The following is a 12,594-nucleotide window of genomic DNA, read 5'->3' on the forward strand; positions in this document are numbered from 1 at the left end:
AGCATTATATTTTCTTATTCTTGCAGCGGCTGCCGTGTTCGGATGGATTCACGGGGATGTAAAACCCGCTGGGTTTCCTAATTCAGTCAATGAACTATTTCCCGAAGATTGGAAAGGGTTTTGGTTTTCCTTAATCTATGCCTTTTACGCATATTGAGGAATAAAAGTAATTGGACTTATGGCCATGAAAGAAGATGCTCCCAAAGCGGGAATCATTATGTTAATAGTACTAGTGGTGATTTATATCATTTCACTCGGACTTGCAGTTTATTTGGCTGCACTTGAGGCGTTTAATGAAAAGGAAAATCCTTTTGTAACGGCATTAGATAAATATCATTTTTCTTTTTTTCCACATGTATTTACTGCAACTATTATCTTAGCTGTTTTTTCAACAATGACCGTTTCATTATTTGGGGTAAAAACACTCCTTGTGACCCTCGCAGATGGCGATGATGCTCCAGCTTTGTTCTCTAAAATGCTAAAAAAGTATAAGGAATTCCCTCTTCCTTCATTTTGTCTAGCAACGATTGGATTAATTGCATCTATTGTCCCTGCGTTGCTGTTACAGCCGCAGGGTTCTTAATTTTTGTTTCAATAGGTCTTTTTATTTCTGCTCTTCCTATTTGGAAAAAAAATTAGTTGTTTTAACGTACTTTTTCATCTACCCTAATACCCAATGAAGAAATTTCCATTAATGCCTTCACCGTTCGAGATGTTCACCATATAGACCACACCTCCGGGCGCACAGAAAAACCTCACCAAAAAAGTAGATGAGGCAACTTCTAATCATTTTGTTATTTTCCAAAATCAAAATAATTCCGCTTTAACACCCGCTTCATCTTCAATAGCTCGTCATACGTCGTCTGTTTCCCTAGCTGTTTCGAATCAATTAAAAATAGTTGATTTTCAATTTCGTTCACAATTTCATCACTTTGAAAAAAGGCATCGCAACTCTCACAATGGGATGAAGGGGTTTCAGTAATTTCAACCGCCCTCGTACCATCCGGCAGTTCCCAATACACAGTCCCCTTTACTGATGCAAGCTTCCCTTTCTCACACCATGGACACGTCTTCATGCTATTCATCCCCCTTTTGAGTGCCCTTTTTTTGCTGTGCCTGGAATTTCTTTTCTTTTAACAGATCTCGCTTTACACGTTGGTTTTTCAATGAAGCATGCTCTGGGTTGGTCACGTAATTTTCCCGTCTATTCATTCGCCTCAGCCCTTCAGGCACTAAATTGAATTGCTTGTCGTTCATTAAACCCGATACACCTATATCTGACTGTTTTCCTTCCATATCAGGATATACCCCTTTGAAATAATCATCGGCAAGTCCTGGTGTATATTGCTCAGGTTCAGGATATGTGGTTATCACACCTTCAAAATTGCGCAGCACCGTTTTTGTTGGAGATTGTGAAAGGATATAATTCGGCTGCAGTGTGATCTTCCCTCCCCCTCCTGGAGCATCGACGACGAAGGTAGGGACAGCATACCCGGATGTATGGCCTCGGAGCCCTTCGATTATTTCAATCCCTTTTGAAATGGGCGCCCTGAAATGGCCAATGCCCTCCGAGAGATCGCACTGATAAATATAGTAAGGGCGGACACGGATCTTAACAAGATCATGCATCAGCTTTTTCATGATTGCGACACTGTCATTTATCCCCGCTAAAATAACTGCCTGGTTGCCCACAGGTACACCTGCATCGGTAAGCATCTCACATGCTTTCTTTGACTCTTCGGTAATTTCTATCGAGGTATTGAAATGAGTATTCAGCCAAACCGGATGATATTTTTTTAAAATGGCACATAAATTTTCAGTGATTCTTTGAGGAAAAACAACCGGAGCCCGCGTACCTATCCTGATTATTTCAACATGCGGAATTTCCCTTAAGTTTTTGAGGATATATTCAAGGATCGTGTCATTAATCAATAATCCGTCCCCTCCGGAAATAAGGACATCCCGAACTGCCGGCGTGTCACGTATATAACCGATTGCAGCGTCCAATTGTTTTTTGGGAACGCCCATGCCAATTTGGCCTGAAAAGCGTCTTCGCGTACAATAACGGCAGTACATGGAGCATTGATTCGTCACCAAAAAAAGAACGCGATCCGGATATCTATGGGTCAGTCCCGGTACTGGAGAGTCCTCATCCTCATGAAGGGGGTCTTCCATGTCATATTTGGTTTTATGCATTTCTTCCGAGATTGGGACCGATTGCATTCTGATTGGACACCTTGGGTCATCTTTATTCATTAACGAAGCATAGTATGGGGTGATATTCAATGGAATGGTTTTTGTGGAAATCCTCACACCTTCCTCTTCATCCGGAGTCAGGTTTATCACTTTTTTCAAATCATCAACAGTCCGGATCGTATTCGTAAGCTGCCACAGCCAGTTGTTCCATTGTTCTTCGGTTACATCTTTCCAAAGTTCTATATCTTTCCAATTTCGATCTGGCTTATATAAGTCAAATAACATGGTTATACCTCCTGAGTTATGATAGTAGTATTAAATGCAAGAAGGGTGCCAAAATGACCCGAAAATTCGAATGCCCATAAAAAAAACCGGACTGCTGGGTGCATCCGGTTTTTTCCATTCAAATATGCCTTTTTATTTTATATTGCAAGGTCTGTCTTGGAATTTGCAATAGTTTCGATGCCTGGAAAACATTACCGTTCGTTTGAAGTAGCGCCTCGGTGATCAATTTTGTTTCCATCTCAATCATGGCCTCACGAAGCGGAAGGATTTTTTCTGATGGGGTGGGCTTTTTTAAAAATTGGGGCAAATCTTCAAGATTCAAAACATCATTCTCCGTATGGTTCATCATGAACTCTATCGTATGTTTAAGCTCCCTTACGTTTCCAGGCCAATGATATTTCCGAAAAAAAGCCTTAGTCTTCTCATCCATGCCTTTTATCGACAGTCCTAATTTACTGTTAAATGTGGAGATGAAATGTTGAGAAAGAAGCTCTATATCATCAATCCGCTCCCTTAACGGAGGCAGCTCGTAGCTCAATACGTTCAATCGGTAAAACAAATCCGGCCTTAGCCTGTTTTCCGATACCTCCTTTTTCGGATCCATATTCATCGCTGCCATGATCCTGACATCCACCTGTACACTCTTTGTGCCGCCTATCCTCCTGATGAACCCATCTTCTAGCACACGCAGAAGCTTTGCCTGCAAGTCAATCGGCATCGATTGCAATTCATCCAAAAACAAAGTTCCGCCGTTTGCTAATTCAAACAATCCCTGACGTTCAACAGCACCAGTGTAGCTTCCTTTTGCCGTACCGAATAGAAGCGATTCCAATAAACTTTCTGGTAGGGCAGCACAATTTTGCGCTATGAAAGGTTCTTTACTGCGGCTCGAATCTTGGTGGATGCTTTGAACAAAAAGCTCTTTTCCTACACCGCTTTCCCCATAAACCAATACCGATGAGGAGGAGCGGGCAGCCTTTTTACCTTGTGCTATCAATCCTTTAAACCCATTATCTTTTGTCAGGATTTCCGCAAAAGAATACAATCCGCCGTTTGCAGGCATTTTCCTTTCAGGACTTTTGATCGTCTTGAGCGAGCTTTCCAGATCAGCTAACCTTTCAGATAATTGCTTCAAGCTTGAATAATCCTTGGCAATTTCTATTGCACCTATCATAAACCCATCAACATATATGGGGAGCGTCGTATTTAGCGTCTCTATGATTCGTCCATGTGCATTTACATACGATTGACTATAGTTGTAGATTGGTTTTTCAGATTTAATGACCCGGAGTAAGGTCGATGATTTGTGATTCAAAGAAGGAAAGGCCTCAAGCAACGGTTTCCCAATGACCTCACTTCTTTTCATCCCATCATGATTGGCTGCCACTCCGTTATAAAAGATGGTCATTCCTTTTGGATCTATCACATGAATGCCTTCATCAATGGTTTCTAATATCGCTTCCAACACTTCACTTGTATTAAAAAATTCACTTGGCAAAATATCCCCCCTCAAGCCCTTCTTGCTAAATGTATATGAGGAAATGCCAAAAACTTGTCATCAACCGCCTAAAAATGAGCATTCAAGTTAAGTTTTTCACCCAAAGGTTCATATCTTCCAGTTTATCGAAGATATAACAATTATTAGCCAAACGTCCGCGGTACGAGTAACCATGCTGATGCAATGCAGCATTCATGCCGAATGAGAGCGACCTGGCAATCGAATAGATACAATAAATGCCATGTGAAATAAGATAGTCTTCAAGCGCGGAAATCAAGTGTTTCATCAAGCCGTACTGCCGGTGTTCCGGCAATGTCGCACAATCGGTGATTTCTGCATTATGGTAAAAGGAATTAATTTCTGCGGACGCAGCACTGACGATCCTCCCTTCATGGACAAAAACATAAAAAACCGTTCCCATTTCCATGCACTTTTCTACATATACCGGATCATTCATCGGTGTGGGATACACTTCGAAAACCTTACCATACAATTGGGCCAGCTGAAGTGCATCGGTAACTTCTGCTTTACGGCCTTGATAGGCTGACGGCGGATCATCCAGACCGGATTTTGCCGGCAGGCTCTGAACATCGGTAAGGATTTGATCTTCCTTCTCCCACTCTGCACTGTTGCGCCTTTCATTCCGGTTATATTTAACAAGGAAGAAACAATCGCTTCCCAAGAAGAATTTATCGATGCTTCCTTCATATAGAAAGCCTTGAGCAAGCAATGCCATAACGTTTTCCCTGCGTGATTTGAAGATGATTTTTTCTGCTGATACGCCTTTAGCCACCTTCAAAGATTCCTCCAAACAATCTTGAAAATGACCTAGATAATCATCAACCCTGATTCGCTTATTAAAATGGTCGATCGTAATATGTATGGTGCACCTTGGCTTTTGAATTCTTTTTTCAATGATTTTAGCCTCCATTTGTCCGCTCCTTTCACAGCTTCGAAAATTGTTGCGTAAGGTCTGACCCTTCCTGGAATCAGACCTTGGGAAAAATGATTATTCCTGTTCCACCCCACACCATTCAATAATGGTCAATGCGATGATTTCCGCTACCTCGATCATTTTGTCCACCTCTATATATTCGTTCGAATCATGGGCCATCTTTGTTTCCCCTGGTCCAAACACAACTACTGGGGTAGAGCCAACCGATGAAAGATACCCTCCATCCGTCGCCCAAGGGGACGCTTCGACAAGCGGTTCTTCCCCTACCACTTTTTCATAGTATGTGCCAATTGTCTTCATAAGCGGGTGATTTATTTCGAGATTGCCAGGCAGCCATCTGGCCCCAAACCATTCTAATTCAATAGGTTTTTCTTTGAACCATGCATCAGTCCGGTTTAAAGCATCTATCCGCTCCTTCAGCGACTTTTGTGCCTCTTCCATGGTTTCTGTCGGGGCGATGCCGAATCTACCTTCTAGAACGGCTGTATCCGGCACGGAGGAAGGCCAGTTCCCGCTTTGAATGCTACCTATGTTAATTGGAATCGGGATAGGGACATTTTTATAGAGTGAATGACGGAGTGACTCATTTCGTTCTTGTTCAAGCAACTTGATTTCATTCATTACACCAACCGCTTTATCTATTGCACTGACTCCTTCATACCTCGTGCCTCCATGTGCAGACTTGCCTTTTATTCTCAGTCGAAACCACATCGAACCTTGTTGTAAAGGGAATAGTTTCATATTTGTAGGCTCCGGAATGATTGCACCATCAGCTTTGTACCCCCGTATGACTGCCGCAAGTGTGCCGGCACCACCGCTTTCTTCTTCAATCACACTCTGGAATATGACATCTCCCTTCAATTGGATTCCAGATTCGACAATCGCTTCGATTGCGAGCAATAAAGATACATTGCCGCCTTTCATATCCGTCGTTCCCCGCCCGAAAACTTTCCCGTCTATCAACTTGCCGCTATATGGTTCATCGTGCCATGCTGCATGATCTCCTTCAGGAACTACATCAATATGCCCGTTTAAAATAAGGGATTTCCCATTGCCTGTTCCTCTTTTAATAGCCACAAGGTTCGGATTTCCTTTAAAATCCCTGCGGTCGCAATAAAAATGGGGATGTTTTCTTAAGTGTTCATCCCCGATTTCCCAAAGATCAATTTCTAGTCCAAGTTGTCTGCACTTCTCAACCACTATTGCTTGTGCACTTCCTTCTTGCCCCCTTTTGCTCGGTTCCTGAACCAGTTTTTGCAAAAGCTGAACCCCATTCAGCCGATGTTCCTTTAACCATGTTCTTATTTTTTCCTCATACATATCCATTCTCCTCTCTCATTCTTTTAAAATATGGATGTTTTCAAAGACGGTAAACGAGGCTTCGGTCCGATTCCTGATTTCCTGTATGCTGGACGTATCAAATACATCAGTTAATAGAAGGCCCTCCGAAGTTACGGAAAAAACGCCTAATTCGGTGATGATCATATGTACGCATTTCTTGGCAGTTAACGGCAACGTACATTTTTTGACTAATTTAGACATGCCCGCTTTATCGTTATGTTCCATCAAGACAATGACCTTTTTTGCCTTCGCAGCCAGCTCCATTGCACCGCCCATGCCTGGCACCCGCTTTCCCGGGACAATCCAATTAGCGAGGTCCCCCGCTTGACTTACTTGAAGGGCTCCTAGAATCGTGATATCCACCCTGCCTCGCCGTATCATCCCAAATGCAACAGTACTGTCGCAGTAAGAAGCACCGGCTCTAATGGTGATCGGCAGTCCCCCAGCATTGCAAAGATGCGGATCTTCCTTCCCCATTTCAGGAGTACTGCCAATTCCCACAAGGCCATTTTCTGCATGAAACATAACTTTATGATCATTCAAAAGATGATTCGGTACAAGTGATGGAATGCCAATTCCCAAATTGACAAGCATCCCATCGCTTATTTCTGCTGCTGCCCGTTTCGCTATTCTGTTTCTATCTCCGGCTGCCAAACCCATTTCCAATCGACTCCTTTTGATGGAATGATATAATCCACAAAGGCACCGGGTACAATGATGTCCTCTGGATCCAAAGTGCCAAGCGAAACGATTTGCATGGCTTCGACTATAGTGATTTGACCGGCCGCAGCAACGATTGGATTCGTGTTCCTGGCACTTTTATCAAATATAAGATTTCCATAAGGATCTGCCATTTCTGCGTAAACAATGGCGATATCCGCAGTTAATGCCGGTTCCACCAGATAATTTTTCTTACCTATCTTGACGGTTTGCTTGCCGTCCCGGACGATATCGGCGTCAATTCCAATATCAGTCAATACCCCGCCGAGTCCCATCCCTCCGGCCCGGATGCGTTCGACAAGTGTCCCTTGCGGAGAGAACTCCACTTCGAGTTCTCCATTGTTCATTAATAGTCCTGCATTGGGATTCGAACCGATATGGGAAACGATGATTTTCTTCGCACGGCGTTGGGTGACCAGTTTTCCGATTCCGATATCGGGGAAACCTGTATCGTTCCCAATCAAGGTCAAATCCTTAATACCTGATTCCAAAATCAGGTTGATCAATCCCGGAGGCGTCCCTATGCCGCCGAATCCCCCAAACAGGATGGACTGTTTATCTTTAAAGTGATGGCGGACATCCTCCAAACGACAAATCTTCTGGAATGTATTTTCCGCCACTATGACTCACTTCCTTGTTGTAATGGCCGTTTACCTATCGATTCTTTAAATTGTCTAAAAGTTATATCGACCCTCATTAACAGTTCAGCACACTCCTCTTCCGATATCGTTAACGGCGGGGAGATGATGATCGCTGACCCTGTTACACCGTCAAGGCCTGCAGCTGCGGGATAAAGAAGTATTCCATTCCTCATTCCCAATTCAATGATTTCATTAGTCACGTCTGCCTCCTTCGGAAATGGGGCCTTCGTTGCTTTATTCTGGACAAATTCGATGCCAATCAATAAACCTCTCCCGCGTATATCACCGATAAAGGAATACTTCCCTGCCAACTTTTTCAGGCCCCTAATCAGGTAATTCCCTCTGTCGGCTGATTTTTCGACAAGTTCATTCCTTTCGACATATTCTAAAACGGCCAAAGATACCGCACACGATAACGGGTTTGCACTTAGAGTATGGCCTCCTATAATTGACTTCGACCCTTTCATTATGGGCTCCATCACGTTTTTGGTCATTACTGCGGCCGCGATCGGTGTATACCCTCCGCTCATACCTTTACCAAATGTTACGATATCAGGCTCCACATTCCAATATTCAGAAGCAAGCATCTTACCGGTGCGTCCAAATCCGGTCATTACTTCATCCGCAATGAATAAAATTTCATTCTCTTCGCAGATTTTCTTGAGTTTCCGAAAATAGCCATCAGGAGGAACAATGGCCCCTCCGGCTGCGCCGATAACAGGTTCTGCAATGAAAGCCGCTATATTTTCACTGCCAATCCGCCGGATTGATGCTTCCAATTCCGAAGCACAGGACATTCCACACGTATGTGGATCAAGTTGAAGTGGACATCGGTAACAATATGGAGGAGATACAGAAGGATATGATTCAAGCATAGGAGTAAATCTTTCCCGGCGTATCGGATGTCCAGACATTGAAAGAGCTCCCATCGTGATGCCATGGTAGCTCATCCATCTCGATATGATTTTTTGTTTCTTGGGCTTCCCTTTTTCCTGCCAATGCTGGATGGCAATTTTCAATGCCGTTTCAGTCGCTTCGGAGCCGCTGTTTACAAAAAAGCTGTATGTCAGTTCCCCTTTGGTCAATTCCGCAATTTTTCCGGCAAGTTTCTCCGCAGCATCGCTGGTAAATTGGGAACGATACACAAATGAAACCTGTTTAGCCTGTTTTATCATCGCTTCAATGATTTCCTGGACTCCATGGCCAATATTGGCTGTAACTGCACCGGAAGAAGCATCAAGGTATTCCTTTCCATCTTTGTCGTATAAAAACACTCCCTGACCATGACTGATAGTCGGGTAGGCTCCTCCCAGGACCGGTTTGATCAATGAAGACTGCTCCATAAGCCCACACACCCCTTCTCTTTAAAAACAAATGCAATATAGTAAAGTGTATGTCCAGATGAAAGCAATCTTGCTAAAGAAATTGGCCTAAGCATGTTAACGGATAAATTTCTTGCTTTCATGAGTGATTGTCCAAAAAAGGCGACAAAAAAAGTGTATCCCCGAGAGATACACTTTTTTTCTTACAATGCGCTATTTAGTTTTTCTTCACGAATTGACTCCAAAAAACTTTCATCCTTTAAAACAGCCAGCACATTTTTATAAAAAGCAGTTTTATCGATAACTGAAGTATGCACATATTCATACTCTTTTAAAGACGGATGACGCAAAACATTTTTCATGCAGGAATGACAAACTTTTTTAGTTCCTAACTTATAATAGTTCAAGTTACTTGCATCCCCATTAGAAGTATCTTCGTTACAAACGAAACATGTATGGCTCACACGGCCTTTTTTATTATACTCGGCCAAAGCCCCTTCTAAACGAATGGATGCTGGAATTGTTAATAACACATAATCACCTTTTCTATTTTAAATCTCTTAGTATTATATCAGAAAAATATAGAATTTGAACTATTAGACTCATATTCCCTAATAATGCTTGTAAAATAGGACTATTTCCAGGGCTGACAAGAGGAAAGACTCCTAAAAATACACCCTAATGTAAAATATATTCATGCATATTCCGAACAGATTAAAACACCGTTCACTTTTGAACGGCGTCTTCACACTTTGTCATGGATGGATTTGGATCGTCGCTTTTCCGTTCTTCACCTTCATTACTGCCTCTGAACCAACCGGCACCGTTACAAATGGATGAACATGACCAAAGTTGGCATTAGCGATCACGGGTATGCCATTTATCTCCTTTTTGGCGGCGATGATTTCCTGCAACGCATATTCCGTCATTCCTGAATCCTTTTGGAAACGGCCGATGACGATTCCTTTAATCCCACTTGCACCTGGCTGATGGAGCAAGGATTGTAAATCCCGGTCAAAACTGAATGGGTGGCTTTCTTCGTCATCTTCTATGAAAAGAATACTGTCCTTTAAAGAGGGCATGTACTCTGTACCTTGTAATAGATTGAGTGTACAAAGATTTCCCCCAATGATTGTCCCAGCAGCTTCACCTTCCTGAATGACCATGTATCCAGCATTCGGGTGGAAGGTGCGGTCATCCTGTTCTAAATGCCATGAATCATCACTCCACGTTTCACTTGGATCAAGATAAAAGCCTTCACTTTCAATTACAGCCTTTTTAAAATATTCAATCGTATATTCCAGACCAGCCTTCATCCCGAACGTCGAGAAATGAGGACCTGAATATGTAGTTAAGCCTGTTTTATTATATATGGCCAATAAAATTGCAGTTATATCACTATACCCCATCAACACTTTTGGATTTTCCTTAATCAAATCATAGTCGATATACCGTAACAATTGGTTAGCATTATATCCCCCGATGGCTGTAAAAATCCCCTTCACATTCGGATCCCTAAACGCATCATGCAAATCCTCGATCCGGTCTTCGATCGAATTCGAGAAAAAGTCATCATGGAACAAAACCGTTTCACCATACGTCACTTTAAAACCAAGCTCAGTCAATCTTTCTTCTGCCAATCTGCGTTGTTCCCCTTTGACAATCGCCAAGCTTCTTGAAGGAGCGATTACGCGTATTTCATCCCCTGCTTTTAAACGGGAAGGTTTCATATCTTTATCCCCCTAAATTAATTACATTCTGTCGTTATTTTAGCAGAAATGGTGAACAAAGAAAAACCAAGACCCTTAATGGCATTCACACAACTCATTTTACTTCCTGATTGGCCTAATTTACCTCCTCAATGAGATTCTCTCGTCATTCCCGACGTGCCATAATCAGGATTGGAAAAAGGAATGGTTATGCATCTCCTGTCTCATTTGGATTACATGTTTTTTCAATCAGAGACCTGGAATCTAAAAGGTCCACCGTCCCCCACCAATTTCCTTACATAAAGAAAAGACCAGCTATCAACTGGTCTTTGGGTTATTGCCTTAGCAGCAGAATGAAGCGCCGATGATGATCAATAGAATGAACAAGACAACGATTAATGCGAAACCTGATCCAAATCCGCAGCAACCGCCGCCGTATCCGTATCCACCTCCACCATAACCGTACCCTGGTCCTGCAACATTTCCACCATATCCGTACATAAAGTTTCACTCCTTTTAGAATTCTGATTTCTCTTTACACCTTACCATATGTCAATACGCCCGCCTCGGTCTGTGCATTTGCCCATTTTTCTGGATTTTAGAAAAAACTTCAATCGACACCATCTTCACCGCTAATCATTCAATGTCTGAAATACCACAATTAACCATGAAAAATGTCAAAAAACGTTTTATATTTATTGTGTTACTTCAAAATTGGGATATAATAAGGAAAAAAACAATTCTTAGCCTTTTTAAGCTATCTCATACCAGCATGGATACATAAAAGGCAATACGGGGGAACATAATTGAAAACGAACGCAAAATCCTTCATCCCTTTCGCTGCAATTGCCACGATCCTTCTAATCAGCTATATCCTTCAAAAAGTCCCAAAAACTTATGGATCAGATGATTCGATAAATGTTTATCAAAAATTCCAATCAGGCCAGCCCATTCAGTATCTTGTCATTGGTGACAGTATCGGAAGAGGGTCCGGAGCTGAAAATCCTAATCTAACATGGTTCAAACAGTTGGAAAATAAGATGAATGATGCCAATGATATACCTTTACACGGTGATTATGTGGTCCAAAGCGGATCCACTGCTTTTGAAGGGCTATTCAAGCTCTCCCAAAGAAGGGAGCATGATCATAAAGATCTGATTTTCTTCGTTTTTGGTGAAAATGACCGCAAATATATGAATGTCGATGATTTTACCATGACATATGAAGCGTTAATGAGGAAGGCAAAACGCCTCCACCCTAATGCTGAATTATTCACAATAACAGAGAGTTCCTTGAAATATGAAGAATTTGCTTCAGCGATCGGACTTTTATCCAAACACTACGGTGCAACGAATGTGGATATGCGACCAATATTCAAAAATTCAGGATATACGGAAAAACAGCTGACCAGAGATTTGATTCATCCAAATGGGCTTGGTTATAAATTATATGCTGATGCTATTTATGAACGGTTCCTTGATAACATCAAACAGGAAAAGGCTGTAGCAGGCCTTCCATCTAAGCTGCATGCCCGTTCTGAATTTGAATTATCGGAAATTGACCACTATGAAAAAATGAGCGGGTTCCGTCCAAGGGGCGGCTATTTCACTAGCAGTGAAAAGGGCAGTGTGATTGAATATACCTTCAAAGGGAGTATGCTTGGTGTGAAACTGCTTAGAAGTCCTGATGGCGGGGAAGTGAATGTATGGATCGACGGAAATGAAATCACGACTTTGAATACGTGGTGGCCATTTGCCCGTGAAAGATATTTATTTGTCACAAATGGGCTCCGTCCCGGTTCACATACTGTCCGGTTTGAGGTGACTGGCAGGACTAAGGCAATGGAACTTACCACCATTCCATTTGTCCGGATCGCATCAATCATCACGGATTGAATCCCACCCAATATTAAAATAACCCCCTATCC

13 protein-coding genes are annotated in these 12,594 nt (G+C 42.4%); 2 read left to right on the plus strand and 11 right to left on the minus strand.

All coding sequences use genetic code 11. The features are described from left to right. Positions 1-184 precede the first annotated feature (184 nt). Entirely contained in the window at positions 185-583 is a 399-nt protein-coding gene (locus JNUCC41_RS26970) for an APC family permease (protein WP_228467437.1), read from the plus strand. Positions 584-794: 211 nt separating this feature from the next. Here the strand turns inward: JNUCC41_RS26970 and JNUCC41_RS23965 are convergent, their stop codons facing one another. The 11 genes from JNUCC41_RS23965 to JNUCC41_RS24015 form a co-directional block, all read right to left on the minus strand. Beyond that, the gene (locus JNUCC41_RS23965; protein WP_192205168.1) at positions 795-1,076 is read right to left on the minus strand and encodes a YokU family protein; all 282 of its coding nucleotides are present in this window, start codon (positions 1,074-1,076) and stop codon (positions 795-797) included. Between the two features lies 1 nt (position 1,077). Then, positions 1,078-2,481, minus strand: a complete 1,404-nt coding sequence (ablA, locus tag JNUCC41_RS23970) for a lysine 2,3-aminomutase (protein WP_192205169.1) — start codon at positions 2,479-2,481, stop codon at positions 1,078-1,080. Positions 2,482-2,599: 118 nt separating this feature from the next. After that, positions 2,600-3,979, minus strand: a complete 1,380-nt coding sequence (locus JNUCC41_RS23975; protein WP_228467438.1) for a sigma-54 interaction domain-containing protein — start codon at positions 3,977-3,979, stop codon at positions 2,600-2,602. A gap of 82 nt (positions 3,980-4,061) precedes the next feature. After that, positions 4,062-4,910, minus strand: a complete 849-nt coding sequence (gene ablB / locus JNUCC41_RS23980) for a putative beta-lysine N-acetyltransferase (RefSeq protein WP_192205170.1) — start codon at positions 4,908-4,910, stop codon at positions 4,062-4,064. 78 nt (positions 4,911-4,988) lie between these two features. Beyond that, positions 4,989-6,260, minus strand: a complete 1,272-nt coding sequence (locus JNUCC41_RS23985; RefSeq protein ID WP_192205171.1) for a peptidase — start codon at positions 6,258-6,260, stop codon at positions 4,989-4,991. A gap of 9 nt (positions 6,261-6,269) precedes the next feature. Next, complete coding sequence (locus JNUCC41_RS23990; protein ID WP_192205172.1) at positions 6,270-6,935, minus strand: 3-oxoacid CoA-transferase subunit B; 666 nt, start codon at positions 6,933-6,935, stop codon at positions 6,270-6,272. Further along, positions 6,902-7,591: a CoA transferase subunit A gene (locus tag JNUCC41_RS23995; RefSeq protein ID WP_228467706.1), complete on the minus strand. Its 690-nt coding sequence runs from the start codon at positions 7,589-7,591 to the stop codon at positions 6,902-6,904. The genes JNUCC41_RS23990 and JNUCC41_RS23995 overlap by 34 nt, the downstream gene beginning before the upstream one ends. A 23-nt stretch (positions 7,592-7,614) precedes the next feature. Then, entirely contained in the window at positions 7,615-8,979 is a 1,365-nt protein-coding gene (locus JNUCC41_RS24000; protein ID WP_192205173.1) for an aspartate aminotransferase family protein, read from the minus strand. Positions 8,980-9,161: 182 nt separating this feature from the next. Continuing rightward, positions 9,162-9,491: a hypothetical protein gene (locus JNUCC41_RS24005; protein ID WP_076366028.1), complete on the minus strand. Its 330-nt coding sequence runs from the start codon at positions 9,489-9,491 to the stop codon at positions 9,162-9,164. 222 nt (positions 9,492-9,713) lie between these two features. Beyond that, positions 9,714-10,688, minus strand: a complete 975-nt coding sequence (locus JNUCC41_RS24010; RefSeq protein ID WP_192205174.1) for a S66 peptidase family protein — start codon at positions 10,686-10,688, stop codon at positions 9,714-9,716. 321 nt (positions 10,689-11,009) lie between these two features. Continuing rightward, positions 11,010-11,168 (minus strand): YjcZ family sporulation protein, encoded by a 159-nt coding sequence (locus JNUCC41_RS24015; protein WP_098369332.1) that lies wholly within the window; start codon positions 11,166-11,168, stop codon positions 11,010-11,012. Positions 11,169-11,473: 305 nt separating this feature from the next. On the opposite strand from JNUCC41_RS24015, the gene JNUCC41_RS24020 reads away from it, so the two are divergent. Then, positions 11,474-12,562, plus strand: coding sequence for an SGNH/GDSL hydrolase family protein (locus tag JNUCC41_RS24020; RefSeq protein ID WP_192205175.1), 1,089 nt, complete (start codon positions 11,474-11,476; stop codon positions 12,560-12,562). The last annotated feature ends 32 nt before the right edge of the window (positions 12,563-12,594 follow it).

It is taken from the genome of Brevibacillus sp. JNUCC-41, from assembly GCF_014844095.1.
GTDB lineage: Bacteria > Bacillota > Bacilli > Bacillales > DSM-1321 > Peribacillus > Peribacillus aracenensis.

Excerpts from the sequence above, each read along its gene's own strand:
- JNUCC41_RS26970 (WP_228467437.1), top strand. The coding sequence starts at position 185 with ATGAAAGAAGATGCTCCCAAAGCGGGAATCATTATGTTAATAGTACTA.
- JNUCC41_RS23965 (WP_192205168.1), bottom strand. The coding sequence starts at position 1,076 with ATGAAGACGTGTCCATGGTGTGAGAAAGGGAAGCTTGCATCAGTAAAG.
- ablA (WP_192205169.1), bottom strand. The coding sequence starts at position 2,481 with ATGTTATTTGACTTATATAAGCCAGATCGAAATTGGAAAGATATAGAA.
- ablB (WP_192205170.1), bottom strand. The coding sequence starts at position 4,910 with ATGGAGGCTAAAATCATTGAAAAAAGAATTCAAAAGCCAAGGTGCACC.
- JNUCC41_RS23985 (WP_192205171.1), bottom strand. The coding sequence starts at position 6,260 with ATGGATATGTATGAGGAAAAAATAAGAACATGGTTAAAGGAACATCGG.
- JNUCC41_RS23990 (WP_192205172.1), bottom strand. The coding sequence starts at position 6,935 with ATGGGTTTGGCAGCCGGAGATAGAAACAGAATAGCGAAACGGGCAGCA.
- JNUCC41_RS24000 (WP_192205173.1), bottom strand. The coding sequence starts at position 8,979 with ATGGAGCAGTCTTCATTGATCAAACCGGTCCTGGGAGGAGCCTACCCG.
- JNUCC41_RS24010 (WP_192205174.1), bottom strand. The coding sequence starts at position 10,688 with ATGAAACCTTCCCGTTTAAAAGCAGGGGATGAAATACGCGTAATCGCT.
- JNUCC41_RS24015 (WP_098369332.1), bottom strand. The coding sequence starts at position 11,168 with ATGTACGGATATGGTGGAAATGTTGCAGGACCAGGGTACGGTTATGGT.